This is a genomic window from Chryseobacterium limigenitum (assembly GCF_900114875.1).
Classification (GTDB): domain Bacteria; phylum Bacteroidota; class Bacteroidia; order Flavobacteriales; family Weeksellaceae; genus Chryseobacterium; species Chryseobacterium limigenitum.
The window spans coordinates 197,189-217,302 of the sequence record NZ_FPKW01000002.1; the positions used below are offsets into that span (position 1 = coordinate 197,189).

The 20,114-nt window shown below is 35.2% G+C and carries 20 protein-coding genes and 3 tRNA genes; 14 read left to right on the forward strand and 9 right to left on the reverse strand.

All coding sequences use genetic code 11. From position 1 onward, the window contains the following. From BT156_RS03545 to BT156_RS03595, 11 genes are all read left to right on the forward strand, one after another. On the forward strand, positions 1-1,224 hold the full coding sequence (locus tag BT156_RS03545; RefSeq protein WP_072407299.1) for an efflux RND transporter periplasmic adaptor subunit: 1,224 nt from the start codon (positions 1-3) through the stop codon (positions 1,222-1,224). Positions 1,225-1,236: 12 nt separating this feature from the next. Continuing rightward, positions 1,237-1,656 carry a Fur family transcriptional regulator gene (locus BT156_RS03550; protein WP_072407300.1) on the forward strand — a complete coding sequence of 140 codons (420 nt, stop codon included), beginning with the start codon at positions 1,237-1,239 and terminating at the stop codon, positions 1,654-1,656. Positions 1,657-1,701: 45 nt separating this feature from the next. Continuing rightward, positions 1,702-3,654, forward strand: a complete 1,953-nt coding sequence (locus BT156_RS03555; protein ID WP_072407302.1) for a heavy metal translocating P-type ATPase — start codon at positions 1,702-1,704, stop codon at positions 3,652-3,654. Positions 3,655-3,970: 316 nt separating this feature from the next. Beyond that, a complete protein-coding gene (locus tag BT156_RS03560; RefSeq protein ID WP_072407303.1) occupies positions 3,971-4,333 on the forward strand; it encodes a hypothetical protein in 363 nt (120 codons plus the stop codon). A gap of 207 nt (positions 4,334-4,540) precedes the next feature. Beyond that, complete coding sequence (locus BT156_RS03565; RefSeq protein ID WP_072407304.1) at positions 4,541-4,816, forward strand: YHS domain-containing protein; 276 nt, start codon at positions 4,541-4,543, stop codon at positions 4,814-4,816. Beyond that, positions 4,803-5,486, forward strand: coding sequence for an SCO family protein (locus BT156_RS03570; RefSeq protein ID WP_072407305.1), 684 nt, complete (start codon positions 4,803-4,805; stop codon positions 5,484-5,486). Before BT156_RS03565 ends, BT156_RS03570 begins: the two co-directional genes overlap by 14 nt. Positions 5,487-5,608: 122 nt before the next feature. Beyond that, positions 5,609-6,283: a superoxide dismutase gene (locus tag BT156_RS03575; protein ID WP_072407306.1), complete on the forward strand. Its 675-nt coding sequence runs from the start codon at positions 5,609-5,611 to the stop codon at positions 6,281-6,283. A gap of 3 nt (positions 6,284-6,286) precedes the next feature. Further along, on the forward strand, positions 6,287-6,655 hold the full coding sequence (locus tag BT156_RS03580) for a hypothetical protein (RefSeq protein WP_083582279.1): 369 nt from the start codon (positions 6,287-6,289) through the stop codon (positions 6,653-6,655). Positions 6,656-6,907: 252 nt separating this feature from the next. Beyond that, positions 6,908-7,735: an MbnP family protein gene (locus BT156_RS03585; RefSeq protein WP_072407748.1), complete on the forward strand. Its 828-nt coding sequence runs from the start codon at positions 6,908-6,910 to the stop codon at positions 7,733-7,735. Then, positions 7,728-8,771 (forward strand): cytochrome-c peroxidase, encoded by a 1,044-nt coding sequence (locus BT156_RS03590; RefSeq protein WP_072407308.1) that lies wholly within the window; start codon positions 7,728-7,730, stop codon positions 8,769-8,771. The genes BT156_RS03585 and BT156_RS03590 overlap by 8 nt, the downstream gene beginning before the upstream one ends. A 2-nt stretch (positions 8,772-8,773) precedes the next feature. Then, positions 8,774-9,715: a transporter gene (locus tag BT156_RS03595; RefSeq protein WP_072407309.1), complete on the forward strand. Its 942-nt coding sequence runs from the start codon at positions 8,774-8,776 to the stop codon at positions 9,713-9,715. Between the two features lie 424 nt (positions 9,716-10,139). Here the strand turns inward: BT156_RS03595 and BT156_RS03600 are convergent, their stop codons facing one another. From BT156_RS03600 to BT156_RS03635, 8 genes are all read right to left on the reverse strand, one after another. Beyond that, the gene (locus BT156_RS03600; protein ID WP_072407310.1) at positions 10,140-11,351 is read right to left on the reverse strand and encodes an MFS transporter; all 1,212 of its coding nucleotides are present in this window, start codon (positions 11,349-11,351) and stop codon (positions 10,140-10,142) included. Between the two features lie 70 nt (positions 11,352-11,421). Further along, a complete protein-coding gene (locus BT156_RS03605; protein WP_072407311.1) occupies positions 11,422-12,078 on the reverse strand; it encodes a FadR/GntR family transcriptional regulator in 657 nt (218 codons plus the stop codon). A gap of 129 nt (positions 12,079-12,207) precedes the next feature. Beyond that, positions 12,208-12,279: transfer RNA gene (locus BT156_RS03610), tRNA-Glu, on the reverse strand. Positions 12,280-12,376: 97 nt separating this feature from the next. Then, positions 12,377-12,448 (reverse strand) — tRNA-Glu (locus BT156_RS03615). Between the two features lie 11 nt (positions 12,449-12,459). Beyond that, on the reverse strand, positions 12,460-12,714 hold the full coding sequence (gene rpsT / locus BT156_RS03620; RefSeq protein ID WP_066752975.1) for a 30S ribosomal protein S20: 255 nt from the start codon (positions 12,712-12,714) through the stop codon (positions 12,460-12,462). Positions 12,715-12,790: 76 nt separating this feature from the next. Beyond that, the gene (locus tag BT156_RS03625; protein WP_066752973.1) at positions 12,791-13,111 is read right to left on the reverse strand and encodes a hypothetical protein; all 321 of its coding nucleotides are present in this window, start codon (positions 13,109-13,111) and stop codon (positions 12,791-12,793) included. A gap of 216 nt (positions 13,112-13,327) precedes the next feature. Next, positions 13,328-13,399, reverse strand: a tRNA-Glu gene (locus tag BT156_RS03630). A gap of 56 nt (positions 13,400-13,455) precedes the next feature. Next, positions 13,456-14,748: an N-acetylmuramoyl-L-alanine amidase family protein gene (locus BT156_RS03635; RefSeq protein ID WP_072407312.1), complete on the reverse strand. Its 1,293-nt coding sequence runs from the start codon at positions 14,746-14,748 to the stop codon at positions 13,456-13,458. A 66-nt stretch (positions 14,749-14,814) separates the two neighbouring features. Between BT156_RS03635 and BT156_RS03640 the strand changes: the two genes are divergently transcribed. From BT156_RS03640 to BT156_RS03650, 3 genes are all read left to right on the forward strand, one after another. After that, positions 14,815-17,406, forward strand: a complete 2,592-nt coding sequence (locus tag BT156_RS03640; protein ID WP_072407750.1) for a putative LPS assembly protein LptD — start codon at positions 14,815-14,817, stop codon at positions 17,404-17,406. A gap of 142 nt (positions 17,407-17,548) precedes the next feature. Next, positions 17,549-17,929: a RidA family protein gene (locus BT156_RS03645; protein WP_054512082.1), complete on the forward strand. Its 381-nt coding sequence runs from the start codon at positions 17,549-17,551 to the stop codon at positions 17,927-17,929. Further along, positions 17,929-18,384, forward strand: coding sequence for a hypothetical protein (locus BT156_RS03650; RefSeq protein ID WP_072407313.1), 456 nt, complete (start codon positions 17,929-17,931; stop codon positions 18,382-18,384). The genes BT156_RS03645 and BT156_RS03650 overlap by 1 nt, the downstream gene beginning before the upstream one ends. Positions 18,385-18,453: 69 nt before the next feature. Here BT156_RS03650 and BT156_RS03655 read toward each other — a convergent pair whose 3' ends face one another. Beyond that, the gene (locus tag BT156_RS03655) at positions 18,454-19,989 is read right to left on the reverse strand and encodes a trypsin-like peptidase domain-containing protein (protein ID WP_072407315.1); all 1,536 of its coding nucleotides are present in this window, start codon (positions 19,987-19,989) and stop codon (positions 18,454-18,456) included. Positions 19,990-20,114 lie beyond the last annotated feature (125 nt).

Consider the following 20,114-nt stretch of genomic DNA (forward strand, 5'->3'; position numbering starts at 1 on the left):
ATGAAATTAAAATTTAATATCATCATACTTATTCTTCTGGCATTATTTCTAACGAGTTGTGGAAAATCTGAAAAAGCAGAAGAACCAAAAGAGAAAATCGAAGAACACTCAGAAAATGAAAGTTCGGAGTTTGCAGAACTGACGCAAGAGCAAATGAATGCAGTTGGAATTTCGTTGGGACAAATTGAAATGAAGGAACTCACCTCTGTCGTTAAAGCCAACGGAGGATTGAGTGTTCCCAATAATAATAAAGCCAGCGCAACTTCTTTATATGGAGGCGTAATTAAGACATTGAATGTTCAGGTCGGAGATTATGTAAAAAAAGGGCAGGTAATTGCCACGATTGCTAACCCTGAGTTTATTCAGCTACAGGAAGATTATTTAACTACAGGAAGTAGGATCACTTTTGCAGAACAGGAATACAGAAGGCAGAGAGAACTTTTCGATAACGATGCCGGAGCGAAAAAAAATCTACAAAATGCGGATGCAGAGTTAAAAACTTTAAGAACAAGAAGAGCTTCTTTGCAAAGACAGATTCAGATGATGGGAATCAGCCCTGGAAATGTTTCTAATAAGAATTTAAGATCCGGACTTGCCGTTACTGCGCCAATCAGCGGAACAATCAGTAATATTTTACTCCAGATCGGAAGTTATATTGATGTTTCATCGCCTGTTGCAGAAATTGTTGATAACAGTTCGTTACATCTCGATTTACAGGTTTTTGAAAAAGATTTGCCATCGATAAAAGTGGGACAGAAAATTCATTTTACTTTAACCAATAATCCGGTGGAAGAATATGATGCTGAGGTCTACAGCATTGGAACGGCTTTTGAAAATCAAAGTAAAACCATTCCGATTCATTGCAAAGTAAAAGGAAATAAAAACGGTTTGATTGATGGAATGAATGCTACCGCAGTGGTAAGTTTAGATAATAAATTAATGTCTGCTGTTCCTAACACAGCCATTACAAGTGCTGACGGGAAAGATTATATTTTTCTTGTAAATGATAAAAAAACAGAAAATCATAAAGATGAAAAATCTCACGAGAAGCACAATGAAAAAACGATTAACTTTGAGAGAATAGAAGTAGTGAAAGGAACCTCAGAAATGGGTTATACAGCAATTACGCCTGTAAAATCTATTCCGGAAGGAACAAGAATCGCAACAAAAGGTGCATTTTTCATTAATGCTAAACTGACAAATTCGGGAGAACACGAACATTAATTTTCAAATATTATGAAAAAAGACATTGAAAATAAATTAATCGATAAAAATACCAAGCCTACAAGCATGAGGATTTTGGTCTATGATTTTTTGAGTTCTCAGGAAGCTGCTTTGTCGTTATCAGAAATTGAAAATTATTTCGACAATGCCGACCGAACCACAATTTATCGAACATTAAAAACCTTTGAGGAAAAAGGAATTGTTCACAGTATTCAGGAAAATACAACGACAAAATATAAGCTTTGTCATGATGGTTGCGACGAGACAACACATAAAGACTGGCATCTTCATTTTTACTGTAAAATTTGCAAGCAGACGACTTGCAAAGAAGATATTTCAATCCCTGAAAATATTCAGACCAGTTTCAGGATCGATGAAATAAGACTTTTCGCCAAAGGAATCTGTGAAAACTGTCTGGAAAGTTTGCAATAGTATTGCATTGAGTTTAGACCTAATTTTGATTAAAATTATTCAGTTATGGAAGAATGTTGCAGTACAAAACCTAAAAAAGAGCACAATCATAGTCATGAAGGTCACGATCATGACCATTCTCATGATACGGGAGATCAATCTGCTTTTCAGATGTTTCTTCCTGCGATCATCTCTTTTTCTTTATTTTTAATAGGAATCGCTTTAGATAATTATATTAAAACCAGTTGGTTTACAGGCTGGGTTCGCTTGGTCTGGTATTTAATTGCCTATATTCCGGTGGGACTTCCTGTGTTAAAAGAAGCCTACGAAAGCATTACTAAAGGCGATGTTTTTTCAGAGTTTTTCTTAATGGGAATCGCAACCGTAGGCGCTTTTTCAATAGGAGAATATCCGGAAGGAGTTGCTGTAATGCTTTTCTATTCTGTGGGTGAAGTTTTTCAGGCGATGGCGGTGACCAGAGCAAAAAGTAATATCAAATCTTTACTCGATCAGCGTCCCGATGAGGTTACGATTTTGAAAGATGGAAAACCTGAAACGGTAAAAGCAGAAACGGTAAATATTGGAGAAATCATTCAGTTAAAATCTGGTGAAAAACTAGGATTAGACGGTGAATTGCTATCCGAAAAAGCTTCCTTCAATACTTCTGCGCTTACGGGAGAAAGTAAGCCGGATACAAAAACAAAGGGTGAAACGGTGCTGGCTGGAATGATCAATCTAAATACAGTAAGTGAGGTAAAAGTAACAACAGCGTATAAAGATAGCAAACTGAGCAAGATTTTAGAGATGGTTCAAAATGCAACTGCCCAAAAAGCTCCGACCGAATTATTTATCAGAAAATTTGCCAAAGTGTATACGCCAATTGTCGTGTTTTTGGCAATTGGAATTACTTTGTTACCTTACTTTTTTGTGGACGATTATCAGTTCAGAGATTGGTTGTACAGAGCATTGGTATTCTTGGTAATCTCTTGTCCATGTGCTTTAGTAATTTCAATTCCATTAGGATATTTTGGTGGAATCGGAGCGGGCAGCCGAAACGGAATTTTGTTTAAAGGGAGTAATTTCTTAGATGTTCTGGCGAATGTTCAAAATGTAGTGATGGACAAAACCGGAACCATGACGGAAGGTGTTTTTAAAGTTCAGGAGGTTGATTTTAAAAATGAATTCAATAAAGATGAAATTTTAAAATTTGTCAATGCCTTAGAAAGTAAAAGTTCTCATCCTGTTGCAACAGCGATTCATGATTTTGTAGGAGAGATTGATCATTCTGTTCAATTAGAAAATGTAGAGGAAATTGCAGGTCATGGCTTAAAAGCAACCATCAATGGAAAAGAATTATTGGTTGGGAATTTCAAATTAATGGATAAGTTCAATATCAAATACGACATCCAGCCTGAAAATATTGTCTACACGTTGATTGCCATTGCTTATGATAAACAGTTTGTAGGTTATCTTACGATTGCGGATTCTATTAAAGCTGATGCTCAATTAACCATCAATAAATTAAAAGCTTTGAATGTACAAACCACCATGTTGAGTGGAGACAAAACTTCAGTGGTGGAATTTGTGGCCGATCAATTGGGTATTCAAAATGCTTTTGGAGATTTACTTCCCGAAGATAAGGTGAATAAAGTTAAAGAGATTAAATCCAAAAATCAAACCGTAGCTTTTGTAGGAGATGGAGTAAATGATGCACCGGTTGTTGCGTTAAGCGACGTAGGAATCGCCATGGGCGGATTAGGAAGTGATGCAACCATTGAAACCGCAGACGTCGTAATTCAGGATGACATGCCGAGCAAAATTCCAATGGCAATCAATATAGGAAAGCAAACGAAAAAAATAGTCTGGCAGAATATTATTCTTGCATTTGCAGTAAAAGCGGTTGTTTTAGTATTGGGAGCTGGTGGTTTAGCAACCATGTGGGAAGCTGTTTTTGCGGATGTTGGAGTTGCTTTACTGGCTATTTTAAATGCTGTCAGAATTCAGAAAATGAAGTTTTGATGAGGTTGGAAAAAGAAAGATAGATGCTGGAAGATTATCGAGGTTTAAGTATCATATAAAAAAGGGTTAAATTATCAATAGGAATGGGCTTTAGCCCGTTTTTTTATTAAACTATTCTATTGGCTTTAGCCAAAATCTAATTTACCTCCTACAGATTACACAGATTTACACAGATGATTGCGCATATTTTCTTTTATAAAAATTAAAACATAAATATCTGTGTAATCCGTGGGAAATAAAAAAAATATCAATGACTTTCATCATAAATCAATCATAAAAGAATTTTGAACAGTATATTTGTACTACAAAATTACAATTGAAGTTTTTCATTTCCATATTCGTTATTTTCACCATTGCATTACGACCTGTTTTGCCATTGGTAAATTATGCGGTAAACTATGACTACATTGTAAAAAATCTTTGCGAAAACAGAAACGTTCCTCAATCTACCTGTAAAGGAAAATGCTACGTCGAAAAAGAATTAGCAAAAACAGAAAAACAATCCAACAATTCTCAAAATATTAAAATTGCGGGATTGGATGTTTTCTTATCTAACGAAATATTTTTATTTTCAAATAAAAACCTGTCAGATATTTCAACGAAAAATCCTGATTCTGACGAACATAATTTTCATATTTCAGAATATTCTTCCCGAATATTTCGTCCTCCTTTAGTTTAATTTTTTTAAAACTGAATTTTTAGTTGAATTTAATATTGAAATAAACTTAGCTGTCAATTGCTGAGTGTAACGCCCTTGCGAACGTGTAAGTGTGAGGTTTGTAAAAAACTTGCGAACCTTGCGTTTAAAATAATTCAGCATTAAATTTAGTTTAAAAAATCAACCAATTTCATTCAATACTAACATTAATTTCAATTTTAAATTAAAATGAAATCAAAAATTATTTTAACGGCACTATTGTCTGTTTCATTAATGGCTTGTGCCCAGGAAACGCCCAAAGTAAAGCATAAAAAGACACCTCCATCGTCAAAATCAAACACTAAAAGTGTAAAATTTGCCAACGTTGAGGACCCGATTTGTCACATGCCAACGGAAGCAGAAATGAAAGATACAGCGGTCTATAAAAATAAAACGTACGGTTTTTGCAGTGCTTACTGTAAGGACGAGTTCAAAAAAAATCCGGAGAAGTATGTCCAAAAATAATAAAACCAATAAAAGTGCAAAGCGCAAAGTAATTATTCCGCTTGCTGTTATTGCTTTACTTTTCTTGGGTATCGGGGTCGGGGTGAGTTATTTTAAAAGGAATTTATATACCGTAATGAAGGTTCCGGATTTTGAACTAACCGATCAAAACAACAAGAAAATTACCAATAAAGATATGCTTGGAAAAGTCTATCTGGTAGAATTTTTCTTCAGCAGATGTCCTACCATTTGTCCTGTGATGAATAGTAATATGAGAGCAATCGAAGATGATATAAATAATCCTGATTTTGGAATTATTTCCATAAGTATAGATCCGGAGAATGATACTCCCGAATTATTGAAGCAACATGCCAAAAGAATTGGAGTAAAATCTCCCAACTGGCATTTCTTAACAGGAAATAGATATTATATCGGGAAGGTTGCAGATCAGTTCAATATTTATGTTGGTGACAAAGAAGATGAGGGAGAAAATCTTAATCACAGTGGAATGATTGCTCTCGTAGATAAAGAAGGGAATATTCGATGCAGATACAATAAGGATAATATGCCGATTTTATATTATTCTGGTTTAAATTATGAAGATGCAGAAGGAAAGGTCCCAAAATTGACGGGTAAATATCACCCTGACAGAGAAATTTTGATCGAGGATATTAAGAAACTATTGAAGTAAATAGGTTTGGAAGTTGGAAGCGGGAGGCTGGAAGTCATATACTAACTGTTATAACTTCTCTCTTCCATCATCAAGCTTCCAACCTAAAGGATAATATTGTTTAACCACAAAAACAAAACATTATGAAGATTATGAAAATAGCTGCTCTAAGTGCTGTTTTTGCAGCGCAGTTTGCGTTCGCACAGTTTAAGCAGACGCCTTTACCGTATGCATACAATGCGCTGGAAGGCTCTATTGATGCACAAACAATGGAGATCCATTATTCAAAACATGCGGCAGCCTATGTAGCTAATTTGAATAAAGCAATTGCGGGAACTCCACAGGAAAAACAAACTTTATTTCAGATTCTTTCTCAGGTTTCTAAATCGACTCCTGCAGTAAGAAATAATGCGGGTGGACACTATAACCACGAGCTTTTCTGGACGATGCTTACGCCTGAAAAAAATACGCAACCTTCAGCAAAATTAGCGAAAGCAATTACGGAAAGCTTCGGAAGTATGGATGCTTTCAAAGAAAAAATGGGTAAAGCGGGAGCAGATCGTTTCGGCTCTGGATGGGCTTGGCTTTCTGTGGATAAAAACGGAAAATTATTTGTTTCTTCAACGCCAAATCAGGATAATCCGTTAATGGATGTTGTGGAAGAAAAAGGAACTCCGATCTTAGGAATTGATGTTTGGGAACATGCTTATTATTTGAAATATCAAAACAAAAGAGCAGATTATCTTGCCGCGATCTGGAATGTGCTCAACTGGAAATCAGTGAGCCAAAGATATGAAGACGCAGTAAGCAAAAAATAATTCATGAACTTAATTTGCAGCATATTCCTCACTTTATTTGTGGTATTCAGACCTCTGGTGCCATTGGTGGAGTATGCTGTAAATTATGATTATATCGCGAATGTTTTATGTATCAACAAAAGCAAACCCGAGCTTCACTGTAAAGGAAAATGTTACCTGGGCAAAGAACTTGCAAAAACAAATGATACCGATTCTTTGCCTTTAAGCAAAACAAAAAATTCAGGACAGAAATTATTGGATATTTATATACTTCCTGAAATTGCAAAAATTCAAAACACAGAGAAAATTTCTCTCTTTGATTTCAAATTTTCGTACAAAACAGACTATTCTTTTCTGTTTTTACCCTCTATTTTCAGACCACCGGTTTTTTAAGTTAATTTTTTCAAATCTTATTTTAACCACAAAAGTTACAAAAGCTTCTGTTTAAATCTTACGTAAAATAAGTGCACATAAGATGAAAATCAAAGATTTTCTCAAAACTTAAGTGTTCTATTAAAGCGTTAATTATTTACTTTAAAATTCTAAAGTGTTAAAGCTTTTGTGTCTTTTGTGGTTAGAAAAAATTGAATGTTATTTCATTCAACTCATATTTCTATTTTAAAAATTCAACTTAAAAAATCAACAATGAAAATTTATAAATTTTTATCATTATTCTGTATTGCCATTACTGTATTCACCTTAACTTCTTGTCGAAATAATGACGACGACGATTCAACCAATGAAACTCCGGGAAATCTTCAGATAAAATTTGAAAACGGGTTTAATAATCTGGGAGATATTGTTTTAAATCAGACTACGCAAACTTCTTCGCAAGGACAAAAACATCAGTTCTCTGCTCTGAAATATGTGGTGAGCAACATCAGTTTATTCGATGAAAACGGAAACGAGTTCAAATACAATGAAAATAATCCTGATAAAGGTGCTTTCATCGTAGACCAAGCCGACGCAGTAGCCGGCATTATTTATCTCAACTTAAACGGAGTTCCGAAAAACAATTATAAAAAAATAAAATTCGGATTGGGAATCAGCCAAAAAGCTTATCTGTTGGGACAGGACGGACAGGCAGAATTCTGGAATAAAGCCAAACAAAAAGGGATGTCATGGTCTTGGGCAGCCGGTTATGTTTTCGTAAAACTGGAGGGGAAATACGGAACAAGTTCTCCTGTTACAGAATTCATGAACCACACCGGAAACATGGGAAATACCACAGCAAATAATACCCCTGATCTTTACCGGGAAGTTACGTTGAATCTTCCGACTACAGCAAGAGTTACGAGTACAATTACGCCTTCTATTCATATTCTGGCGGATCTTAATCAATATCTGAGTGGAGAAACTCCGCTTACTTTGACTTCTGCCAATGATATGATGATGGGCTCTAGTCAGCATTTGGTGAGTGTAACCAATAATTTAGCGAAGATGTTTAAAGTAGATCACGTTCACAATGATTAAAATAATTAAAACGGGGATTATTCTTTTCTCTTTTCTAAATATTGTGTCGTGTTCTGATGAGGTAATTGAGCCGTTGGAAAAAGATGATGCCTACAATTTGGAGTTTCCTTCCTATTTTTCTGAGATGACTTTTGATCAATCCGGAAATCCAATTACGAAAAATGGAGTAGAGCTGGGACGAAAATTATTCTATGAAGGCAGACTTTCAAGAAATAATACAATCTCATGTGGTTTCTGTCATATTCAGGAAAATGCATTTACCCATCACGGTCACACGGTAAGTCACGGTGTTGATGATCGAATTGGAATCAGAAATGCTCCGCCAATTCAAAACATGGCATTTTTGAAACGATATATGTGGGACGGAGTGATTCATAATCTCAATGAACAACCCATTATACCCATCACAGATGCGAATGAAATGGATAGTTCAATGCCTGAAGTTATTTCAAAATTAAGCTCAGATTCTAAGTATAAGAAATTATTTAAGTCTGCTTATGGCGATGAAAGTATCACAGGGGAAAGAGTGTTGAAAGCCTTATCACAATTTATGGCGACAATGATTTCCGCAGATTCGAAATATGACAGATTTAAACAGGGAAAAGAAAATTTCACTTCAGAAGAAACTCAAGGGATGAATTTATTTCAGCAGAAATGCTCATCCTGCCATAGCGGAGAATTATTTACGGATGAAAGTTTCAGAAATACAGGAATGTATTATAATACGCAATTCAAAGATGCAGGACGATATCGAGTGACTCTGGATCAAAATGACTGGATGAAATTTCGTGTTCCAAGTTTGCGAAATATTGAATATACCGCTCCGTACATGCATGACGGAAGATTTTATACTTTAAACGCAGTACTCAATTTCTATTCAGATAATGTGGAAGATCAACCCAATCTTGATCCTCAATTAAAACAAAACGGACACATCGGAATTGCGATGAATGATCAGGAGAAGATTTTTATTATTGCTTTTCTAAAAACATTGTCGGATAAAAATTTCATTTCAAACCCAAAATTTGCTGAGTAAACATGAAAAGAATATTTTTAATAATAAGCTTGATTTTATGTAATTTATTTCAGGCTAAAACAATCAGTGACAGTCTTTATATTCCTACTGATTTTAATGAAATGGTTTTTGATGATTGCGATGCCTGCGGATGCGCTGCAGGAAACGGTTCTTCTGGTTTTGAGTCTTTGTTAAATCCACAATTTATAGGGATTAAATATTTTGCACAACATTATAAGGCGAAAGAGAATCTATTTGTAAAAAATTTATCGCAGGATCAATATTTCAATACTATTCAACTTTGGGGGAAAATTCCTTTAACTAAAAAGCTAAGTGTGTACGCGAGTTTGCCATTTCACTTTCATGAAAAGAAAACGATGCAGGGGGATATTAAAATCAATGGAATTGGAGATTTAAATGTGATGGGAATTTTTCAGCTGATCAATTCAAAAGATAATATTCATCAATTAAATGGAGGGGTCGGAGTAAAAGTCCCGTTGGGAAAGTTTGATGAAAAAGGAATTACAGGCGTGAATCCGAGTTTTCAGCTGGGAACAGGAAGCTGGGATTATCAGATGGTTTTGAATTACAAATTTCAGAAAAATAAAGTTGCTGCTCTTTTAAACACAGATTATACCATTAAAACAGAGAACAAGAAGCATTATGATTTTGGAAACCAATGGAATTATTCTGCCACAGGATTCTATCAACTTATCACCAATGAAAAAGTAATTTTTTCAGGAAAAGCCGGAATGCAGGGAGAAGTGTATGATCGGAATAAACAATTTCGTGAAGATCTGCCCAATACCGCAGGAAGTGCTTTGTATGGAAAATTGGGTTTTGAAGCTTCTTATAAAAAGTTTAGTCTGGGAAGTGAAGTGATGCTTCCTGTGTATTCTAATTTGGCGGGAGGAGATATTGAAGCAAAATCCCGATTGAGTGTTTTTATCAACTTTGGAATTTAAATAATTAATGGTGGCTTCGAGAGCCTCAGCCACCAACTGTGTACTTAATTTATAAAACCCCGGTGACTGAGGTTCTCGAAGTCACCGGGGGGTTTCATTAAAAAATTATGCTGTCAAAAATCCATAAGCTTCATCAAATCAATTTTAATTGATTTACTTTTTGCTCCTTAAAAATATTCTCAACTGCAAATAAAATATAAACAGTGCGACTACAATCGATCTGAAAACTGTAATTTCTGATGGGGATAACTTAGCTGCGGCTATCGTTAGATCTATCAAATCATATAGTAAAGAGGTTTTTTGTTAAATCTTACTTTTGAAGCTCAAGAATAAACATCCATTTTGTCATCCTATGTTTCCTAAATTAATATTTTACAAACATAAGATGACAAACTATATGAATAGTAAAATTAATTATTAAAACTTATTTACTTTTCTTCGTACCCTGAATATTAGGTAAAAAAGCAGTGATAATACCCATTAAAGGTAAAAATGCACAGATCTTAAATACATATTCAATACTTGTATCATCGGCTACTGCACCTAAAACGGCAGAACCAATTCCGCCCATCCCGAACATGAACCCGAAGAATAATCCGGCAACTAAACCTATTTTGTCTGGCATAAGGTCTGTGGCATAGACCAAAATAGCAGAAAATGCTGAAGCAATGATCAACCCGATGATAATGGCAAATACGATCGTCCAAACTAAAGAAAGATAGGGAAGGCAAAGTGTAAACGGAGCAGCTCCTAAAATCGAAGCCCAGATAATTTTCTTTCTACCATATTTATCGCCCAATTTTCCGCCTAAAATTGTTCCGATTGCAACTGCTGCAAGAAACATAAATAAATATAACTGAGAATCTTTTACTGAAATATGAAATTTATCGATAAGGAAGAAGGTAAAATAATTCGTCATTGACGCCAGGTAGATGTATTTTGAAAATACCAAGGCCAGTAAAATACTCACAGAAAAGATTACTTTTTTTCTTGATAGCTGGATATTGGCAACCACATCTTTGTGTTTCGCTGTTTTTTTGAACGCTAATCTTTCAGCATACCAGTTTCCGATTCTCCATAAAAGGATAATTCCGATGAAAGCGGCGATGGCAAACAGCCCAACATATCCCTGACCCAAAGGAAGCACGATAAGCGCAACCAGTAGTGGCCCGATTGCGCTTCCTGAATTACCTCCTACCTGAAAAATAGATTGAGCAAGTCCTTTTTGTCCACCCGAAGCGAGTTGGGCAACCCTTGAAGCTTCCGGATGGAATATGGATGAACCCATTCCGATCAACGCAACTGAAATTAAGATGACATAATATTGATGAGCCGATGCCAAAAGTAAAAGTCCTGCCATTGATAATCCCATTCCGATGGCTAGAGATCTCGGATTTGGCTTTTTATCGGTATAAATTCCTACAAACGGCTGTAATATTGAAGCTGTTAGCTGAAATACCAAAGTAATAATCCCAATCTGCGAAAAGGATAAGCTAAACTCGCCTTTCAGAATTGGATATAATGATGGAATCGTAGATTGGATCAGGTCATTCAAAAAATGAGAAAAACTGATCATAAATAAGATTGGATAAACAATTTTATTGGTATCAATTGTTTTGGTCTGTAGGTTATCCATAGAGTAGTAGTTTTATATTCATCTTGTCATCTGATGAATTTTGTTGTGATTTTAATTGTTTTTAATTTCTTTAATACATTCTTTCAACGATCCTTTGCGCGATTTGTGCGGCTTTTTCTGGATCTTTGTTTTCTATGCTATTATAAAGTTCCGTATGTATCTTCTGTGAGATTTTAAATGAGGCAGTGTTGTTGTTATGATTAATTTCGAAGGTTCTGAGAATATTTTTGCTGGCAATTTTATATATTTCCTTTAAAAGGGCATTTCCACAAGCTTCAGCGATTGAGACATGAAAATTAATATCTGCCAGATAACATTCCTGCGCTTTATTTTCTTCTGCGAGCTGACCTCTGAGATCCAAATAAGATTTAATGGTTTCTAATTCTTTCTCAGTATGATTGATGGCTGCCTTTGCCGCAATTTTTGAATCTAGGAGAGAACGTACTTCAAGAACTTCTTCAATTTCTGCTTTGCTCATTTGAGTATCCAATGATTCCTGAATGTTTTTAGAAACGACAAAAGTTCCCACACCCTGTTGCACACTCAATACCCCTTTAATTGATAAGATTTTTATAGCCTCTCGTATGCTTGATCTTCCTACACCGTAGATTTTCATCAGCTCTGGTTCGATAGGTAATTTTTCACCTACAGGATATTCATTATTAAGAATACCTTCGATTAATCGTTCCGCTACTTCCTGAGCTAATGTTTTTCTTTGAATTTGCATACTGTATACATCTTATCATCTGATGAATGCAAAGATAAGCTTTTTTATAATTATTACAGAATAAATTATGTGAAGAATAGTTTGTGATGCAAAATAAAAAAAGAGACTTTAAAAATAAAGTCTCTTTTGTAGCCCGTAGGGGAGTCGAACCCCTCTTACCAGAATGAAAATCTGAGGTCCTAACCGATAGACGAACGGGCCATCTACCAAGCTGTAATCAAATTACAGGGTTAGTATTTTTGTTTTTATAAGTTTCAACTCTTATTTTAATTACCCGGTTAGTAGTAATTAAGTTTTGTAGCCCGTAGGGGAGTCGAACCCCTCTTACCAGAATGAAAATCTGAGGTCCTAACCGATAGACGAACGGGCCAACTATTCTTATTAAGCTAGTTTATTAACGTGCTTAGTTAGTTTGCTTTTTAAGTTAGCAGCTTTGTTTTTGTGGATAATATTTTTCTTAGCTAATTTATCCAATAAAGAGATAACTTTTGGCAATTGCTCTACAGCAGCAGCTTTGTCTTCTTCATTTCTTAAAACCTTCAAAGCTGTTCTAGCAGTCTTGTGATAGTATCTGTTACGAACTTTTCTAACTTCGTTTTGTCTTATTCTTTTTAATGCTGATTTATGATTTGCCATATCGTTTAAATGTGAGTGCAAAAATAAAAACTTTTTTGATACCTGCCAAATTATTTTTGACTTTTTTTGAAAATTTTTAATTTTCTTCTGAAAGGTACTTTTTAAGCTTATCTATTGCTTGTTCTATTTTAAAATTTTCTTGTTCTTTATCTATTCTTTTGATAATATTTTCCAACATTATCATTGCATTGTTCCATTCTCCGGTGGTGTTGGTGAAGGTTAGTCCGTCAATTGTAACTTCCATCGCTCCTCTTTCTCCACTCTTGTAAAGTCTGAAACTTATTTTATCATCCTTGCCTGTTATCCCATCTTCATTGATCTTTAAATCGTAACTTTTGGGGTTAGAGTGGATTTTGTTAAAAAGCAACTTGGCTTCTTGTATTTTTAAATCCGGCATGATATAAAATTATTTGTAAATCTTTCCGGAAATACATCCTTTGGATTTAATAAATTAGTATTCATCATTTTGCTTTTTCTTAATTCAGGATCATAGAACATCAGGGATTTAATGTTTTTCACCTATTTTCTCTAATTTAAGAATAAATGCGGTTGCAAAATTAAATAAAATTTTTCAATTTTCTCTCATTTTTGCGTATCAGAATACTTTTTTCTGTAGTCTATAGGAGAATCGAACTCCTGTTGCAAGGATGAAAACCTTGAGTCCTAACCACTAGACGAATAGACCAAATTTTGAGGTTGCAAAAGTAGAAATTAACTTTCAAACTTCAAAATTATTTTTTACTATTTATAAACTTTTTGAATGACCGTATTTTTAACTCCTTTAGCTTCAATCTCTTTCTGAAGTTTCACTGCGTCTTCTAAACTGTATACTTTTCCGTAAGTATAGTAGAAAGTACCGTCTTCTTTGTTTCTTTCAACATCTTTCAGGGTTTGTATGATAAATGAATTACCATTTAATTTTTCACCTGCATAGACTTCAATAGTGTAATATCCGGTGCTTAATTTTTGATTAGGCATAAATCCAACTGCAAATGCATTTCTAAATCCTGCATCTTTGGCTGTTTTAAGGTTAATATCTTTCACTGAGGCCATGTTGGTTACTCCGTAATAGTATTTGTATTGTCCGTTCTCTTTGATCGGAAGAATGTAGTTTAATCCTTTTAAAGCAGGATCGTTGTCGCTATACTTCGTAGGAGAACTCATTAATAGTATTCTGAAATCATTTTTCAAGGCAACTTCAACAGGTTTTTCAGGTTCAGGTTTTTTGGATGTTGAACTGTAGGCTCCTCCTGATTTTCTGTCAACCGCTTTTTTGTAATCGATGATGGCATTATAGATACTTTGTGCAATTTCATCCTGGCCTTTTTCTGATGCCAGATAATGACTTTCTTCCGGATGATTGATAAATCCTGTTTCAATAAGTACAGAAGGCATCGCATTCATACGAAGAACGTGTAAGTTCTTTTGGAAAACCCCTCTTGAGAATCTTTTATCTTTTTCAACAAAATTTCCTTCTACCAATCCGCCCAAAAGAAGACTGGATTCCAGATATTTGCTTTGCTGAAGTTTTAGGGCAATTAATGATTCGGGAGAACTTGCGTCGTAAGAACCAAATGTCTGTTTATCTTTTTCATCAAGAAAGATCACATCATTCTCTCTTTTTGCAACTTCTAGGTTGGTATCATTTTGATCTGGCCCCTGAACATAGGTTTCAGTTCCGTAAGCTCCGGATCTTTGTGCGGAATTACAGTGTACCGACACAAAAAGATCTGCTTTGCTCCTGTTTGCAAGGTTGGTTCTGTCCGATAAAGAAGGATATTCATCATATTTACGGGTGTAAATTACCTTAAAGTCCTTATTTCTCTCCAGCATATTACCAATTTTTAACACAACGGCAAGGGTAACATCCTTTTCTGCGACTCTTCCGATGTCTGCGTAATTTCTATTGGCTCCATGGTCACTTCCCCCATGTCCGGCATCTAAAACGATGGTGAATTTCTTTTGTGAAAAAATAAAATTACAGACCAGTATTAGGAGAAATGATAAAATTATTTTAAAATTTTGTTTGTGCATCTTACAGTTTTAAAAATTATATTAATTTTGAGCCTGAATTATATACATTATAAATATATACAAAAATTGGTCAAAACCGTCTTCAAAAATATATTACAAATTTCAATTATCCTAATTTTTAACAGTTTTTTAGCACAGCAAACGTCTGAAAAATTGCCTAAAAATGCGGTTAATGATACTATTTCCAAAAAGGATACCATTGTTGTAAAAAAAGAGTCTTTAGAAGATATTCTTCAGACCAAAGCAGATAATATCCGTAGAGACTTCCCTAAAAAGATGATTTACCTGAACAAAAAAGCTCAGGTGAAGTATCAGGATATGCAGATTGATGCAGATTATATCTCCATAGATGAACAAAAAAGTCTAATGTATGCGAGAGGTAAACAGGATTCTTTAGGGAAAATCATAGAGCCTGTAATTACAACGCAGGCAGGAAAAAAATATGAGACCGACGAGTTTCAATATAACACCAAAACGAAACAGGCGATCGCTTACAACGCCCGTACTGAAGAAAGTGAAGGGGTAATTATCGCCAAAAAGACAAAAAAATATAACGATTCTGTCTTTGCGATGAAAAATGCGCTGTATACAACCGATGAGTATTTTATCAAGAAAAAAGATACTGCAGCGGATTATCACATGCTTGCTTCCAATATTAAATTAATTAAAACTAAAGAAAAGTCTCAGATCATTACAGGACCGATTCAATTATATATTGAAAGAGTTCCGACACCTTTAATTATGCCATTTGCGATCTTACCATTTTCTTCAAAGAGATCAGCGGGTATCTTGATTCCTAGTTTTGGGGAAAGGCAGGATGTAGGTTTCTTTTTAAACGGATTGGGTTATTATCAGCCGATAGGAGAGCATTTTGACCTTAAAGTCCTTGCCGATATTTATACAAAAGGAAGCTGGAATTTAAGACCTGAAATGAACTATCTGAAAAAATACCGCTACTCCGGAAACTTCTCCGCAGATGTCGGAACGATGGTGAGAGGGATCAAAGGTCTTGATGACTATAATAAAAACAGTACCTACAGAATTGCCTGGAGACATACACAGGATACAAAAGCAAATCCCTTTTTAACGTTCTCGGCTTCCGTAGATATCGTAAGTACTAAATTTTATAACAACACGCTGAATAACAATTATATTTTAAATCAGAATGTATTAAATACTCAGCAAAACTCAACCGTAACGATCACGAAAAGATTCTTGAAGTTACCGATTACGATCACGGGAACAACTTCTTATTCTCAGAATTTTGCAACAGGGCAGGCGGATTTACGTTTGCCACAAATGAATGTTGCGATCAATCAGTTTTATTTGTTTAAATCTAAAACAGGGGTAAGATCCGGTTTGTTGGAAAATATCACGGTAAATACCGGAATTAATTTAACGAATTTTGTAAGAACCGAAGAAGGCGAGCTTTTCAAAAAAGAAATGTGGGAGAAAATGGAAACAGGGCTTAAAAATAATATTGCTTTGTCTACCAACACCACGCTTGCAAAATATTTCACCTTCACATTAGGCGCAAATGTTGATAACGCTTTAACAACAAAAACAATCAATAAATTTTACGATCCTATTGCGAATAAGGACATTACTGAAACCAATAAAGGAATTACCGGATACTCTACATTCTCTACAACAGCAAGTATTCAGACAACGTTGTATGGAATGATGAAATTTAAAAAAGGGGCTGTCGTGGAAGCTTTAAGACATATGATGACGCCAAGTATCGGATTTACTTACTCTCCTGACTTTGGAGGTTCGGGCTTTGGATATTATAAAAACTATTATAACGCAACAGGAGCTTTAACGCCTTATTCAATTTTTGAAGGAGGTATTGTTGGAAGCCCTTCAAGCGGACTGGTTGGAGCTTTAGGATTCAATATAGGGAACAATATTGAAATGAAAGTGAAGTCTAAAAGTGATTCTACCGGAGTGAAAAAGATTAAAATATTTGAATCTTTAAACTTTTCGGGAAGTTATAATTTTGCGGCTAACGATCATCCTTGGTCAATTTTTACAATCAACGGACAGTCATCTTTCTTTAATAATAAATTGAATGTAAATACAAGTTTGTCTTTAGATCCGTATAAAATTATCTATCTTCCGGGACAGGATACTGGCGGGATCAGAACGGAGGAGTTTGGTCATTTTAGTGTACAGGGATTTAATGTTCAGCTATCTTATCCTTTAAGCAGTGAAATTTTCGGAGCAAAAACCGATTACGCTAAAAAATATAAATCAAAAGGAGAAATAAGAAATGAGAATTATTATTTTGATGATGATAATTATGCTCGTTTCGATCAGGCCTGGACGTTGAATGTGAATGCTAATTATGCCTATACAAAAACTTCAGGAAATAGAATTCCTACAAGAATGGCATCTGTAGGGCTGGATGGTAGCATTAAACTGACTCCTTTCTGGAACATCAACGGAAGTACCCACTACGACATGGTAACGAAGGAATTGGCGTATACGAGGATTGGCTTCTCAAGAGACCAGCGAAGTTTTACCATTAACTTTAACTGGGTTCCTTTCGGACAGTATAAAGTGTACGACTTTTTTATTGGTATAAAAGCTAATATTTTAAGTGATGCCTTGAAGTATAAAGACAGAAGTTTCACACAGCCAAATGCTCCTTTCTAAATATCATATTGATATTTGAATATAAATTTTATATTTGCACCCAAAATAAATTCTAATGAAATCACTGTTGACTAAATTATCTAACAGACCAATAAAGAAGATAGTGATCGCATATGACCTTAGTAAAAATAAGTAACTACATATGAAAAAAGTGATTAACACAGTGAATGCACCTGCGGCTATCGGACCTTACTCTCAGGCAAATCTTGCAAACGGAGTACTATATATTTCCGGTCAGATCCCTGTAGATCCTGCAACTGGTAAATTGGTAGAAGGAATTGAAAAAGAAACGCACCAAGTAATGAAAAACCTTGAAGCAATTCTTACTGAAGCTGGAATGACATTCAAAAACGTTGTAAAAGCGAGTATTTTTCTTAAAAGTATGGATGATTTTGCTGTAATGAATGATATTTATGCGTCTTATTTAGATGCTGAGAGCTTTCCGGCTCGTGAGACTGTGCAGGTTTCTTGCTTGCCTAAAAATGTTGATATTGAAATTTCTATGATCGCACACCAGGATTAATGAGCTTTTTAAGAAATACATTTGCGGTTTTGATGGGGCTTGCTATTGCGGGGCTTATTATCACTCTTGGTATAAGGGCTTTTCCGCAGTGGGTTACTTTTGAAGCGTTTGCTCCTTTTGAGCATTGGCAGAGGTTTCTTTACAGTATGAAAGATGACGGGGCTTTCTTTGGCTTCCTTTTGTTTATTTCCGGATTAGGGAGTACTTTTGGAGGTGTGGCGACGGCAATCATCGTGAAGTATGCTAAAGTGGCTTATGCTATCCTTATTGGCTTTATCATGTTGTTTATAGCCATGTTGGATGTTATTATTTTTCCTTATCATCCTACGTTTTATAAAATATCTATTTTCCTTACGTTTTTCCCTTTCGCCTGGATCGGAGGTAAGATTGTAGAAGTTATTTATGAGAGGAAGAAGAAAAAAAGGATTGCCGAGAAAATGAACAATAAATCATAAATAAAAAAAGCCGCTACAAATTTTGTAGCGGCTTTTTTGTGATATGAGAATGTTTAGTCTAAATTTTTATTAAGGCATTTTGAAACCTTTCGTGTAAATTCTTCCGTATTCATCTACAAATTTTACCTGTACGTTTCCTTGGTATTTATCAAGTATTTTCTCAACGTCTTTTTGCGAATTTACAGGCTTGCCGTTGATCTCTACTACGATGTAATTATCTACGATTCCGATCTTGGCCATTTCGCTGCCTTCTGATACATTTTTAGCAACAACACCGCTCGTCAATCCATAATCTGTTTTGAATCTTTCGCTTAGTGGTTCAAAATCTGCTCCGATTTTTTCTCCGATACTTAAATCAGCCTTTGTTCTTGTAGAAGTTCCGCCTTTTTGGTCTTTCAGGGTTACGGTTGTCATATTTTCTTTACCGTTTCTTAGGTAAGCAACCTGTACTTTATCACCTGGTCGTTTGCTTCCGATAGCAATAGATAAATCAGCGAAATCTGTAACATCGGAATTATCGATCTTAGTAATAACGTCACCAATTTTCAAACCTGCATCTTCTGCACCGCTGCTATCTCCGAAGCCTGTAACATAAACTCCTGAACCAGACTTGATGTTAGTCTTTTTCTGTTTGTTGTAAGCCTGAACCTGCATATCATCAGAAAGATCTAGAGACTGTACCCCAAGGAATCCTCTTTGTACGATTCCGAATTTCTTGATGTCTTCAACAATTTTTCTGGCCAAATTAGCCGGAACAGCAAATCCGTATCCCTGATAATATCCTGTCGTAGACTGGATTGCAGAGTTGATCCCAATAAGCTCACCATTTGTATTCACTAACGCTCCTCCTGAATTTCCAGGGTTAATGGCAGCATCGGTTTGAATAAAACTTTCAATTGGGTTGGCTGCTTTTCCCTGACCTCCTAAAATTCCGATTCCTCTTCCTTTAGCAGAAATAATACCTGCAGTAACCGTTGAATTTAATCCAAGCGGGTTACCTACAGCAAGAGCCCATTGTCCTACTTCAATATTGTCAGAATTAGCAAAATTCAAATAAGGTAATCCCTTTTCTTCAATTTTTAATAATGAAATATCTGTATTAGGGTCTGTTCCTACTAATGTTGCGATATAAGATTTTTTGTTGCTTAACACAACTTCTAATTTATTGGCGCCTGCTACAACGTGGTTGTTGGAAATAATATATCCGTCCGGCGAAATAATTACCCCTGAACCCATTCCTGAAGGCATATTGTCAGGAACCTGTTGTTGCTGCTTTTGTCTTGGCTGCCCTCCTTTACCTCCAAACGGATCACCGAAAAAGAAATCAAATAGATCCTGTTCAGATGCTCTGTTTGACGAAGTTCTGCTTTGATAATTTTTAATCGTAACCACAGCCGGAACCGTAGTTTTTGCAGCTTTTACGAAGTCGTCACCCACAGCACCAGTATTCATGCCGGCGAACGAAACATTTGAGGCAGATTTAAAATAACCCTGGTCTTCATTATTAGAATTGTGACCGAAATATTGTATTGTGCCAACGGTAGTAGCTCCTGAGATAACCCCTACTACGGCAAATGGTAATAGTTTTTTTAAAGTACTCTTCATTGTATATCTTCTTTTAATTTTATGTTTTACAGTAAACAAATTTAATGCTAGATAGGTATGCGATTAGTATGATATGTTTCAATTTTAACTAAAATTTAACAGGAATAGCAATAATTTATGTGTTA

What these genes read in the sequence shown, in the direction of transcription:
- BT156_RS03585 (WP_072407748.1), top strand. Translation starts at nt 6,908, where the DNA reads ATGAAAATTTATAAATTTTTATCATTATTCTGTATTGCCATTACTGTA.
- BT156_RS03575 (WP_072407306.1), top strand. Translation starts at nt 5,609, where the DNA reads ATGAAGATTATGAAAATAGCTGCTCTAAGTGCTGTTTTTGCAGCGCAG.
- BT156_RS03645 (WP_054512082.1), top strand. Translation starts at nt 17,549, where the DNA reads ATGAAAAAAGTGATTAACACAGTGAATGCACCTGCGGCTATCGGACCT.
- BT156_RS03600 (WP_072407310.1), bottom strand. Translation starts at nt 11,351, where the DNA reads ATGGATAACCTACAGACCAAAACAATTGATACCAATAAAATTGTTTAT.
- BT156_RS03570 (WP_072407305.1), top strand. Translation starts at nt 4,803, where the DNA reads ATGTCCAAAAATAATAAAACCAATAAAAGTGCAAAGCGCAAAGTAATT.
- BT156_RS03555 (WP_072407302.1), top strand. Translation starts at nt 1,702, where the DNA reads ATGGAAGAATGTTGCAGTACAAAACCTAAAAAAGAGCACAATCATAGT.
- BT156_RS03550 (WP_072407300.1), top strand. Translation starts at nt 1,237, where the DNA reads ATGAAAAAAGACATTGAAAATAAATTAATCGATAAAAATACCAAGCCT.
- BT156_RS03635 (WP_072407312.1), bottom strand. Translation starts at nt 14,748, where the DNA reads ATGCACAAACAAAATTTTAAAATAATTTTATCATTTCTCCTAATACTG.
- BT156_RS03625 (WP_066752973.1), bottom strand. Translation starts at nt 13,111, where the DNA reads ATGCCGGATTTAAAAATACAAGAAGCCAAGTTGCTTTTTAACAAAATC.
- BT156_RS03595 (WP_072407309.1), top strand. Translation starts at nt 8,774, where the DNA reads ATGAAAAGAATATTTTTAATAATAAGCTTGATTTTATGTAATTTATTT.
- BT156_RS03590 (WP_072407308.1), top strand. Translation starts at nt 7,728, where the DNA reads ATGATTAAAATAATTAAAACGGGGATTATTCTTTTCTCTTTTCTAAAT.
- BT156_RS03650 (WP_072407313.1), top strand. Translation starts at nt 17,929, where the DNA reads ATGAGCTTTTTAAGAAATACATTTGCGGTTTTGATGGGGCTTGCTATT.
- BT156_RS03545 (WP_072407299.1), top strand. Translation starts at nt 1, where the DNA reads ATGAAATTAAAATTTAATATCATCATACTTATTCTTCTGGCATTATTT.
- rpsT (WP_066752975.1), bottom strand. Translation starts at nt 12,714, where the DNA reads ATGGCAAATCATAAATCAGCATTAAAAAGAATAAGACAAAACGAAGTT.
- BT156_RS03565 (WP_072407304.1), top strand. Translation starts at nt 4,541, where the DNA reads ATGAAATCAAAAATTATTTTAACGGCACTATTGTCTGTTTCATTAATG.
- BT156_RS03605 (WP_072407311.1), bottom strand. Translation starts at nt 12,078, where the DNA reads ATGCAAATTCAAAGAAAAACATTAGCTCAGGAAGTAGCGGAACGATTA.
- BT156_RS03655 (WP_072407315.1), bottom strand. Translation starts at nt 19,989, where the DNA reads ATGAAGAGTACTTTAAAAAAACTATTACCATTTGCCGTAGTAGGGGTT.
- BT156_RS03580 (WP_083582279.1), top strand. Translation starts at nt 6,287, where the DNA reads ATGAACTTAATTTGCAGCATATTCCTCACTTTATTTGTGGTATTCAGA.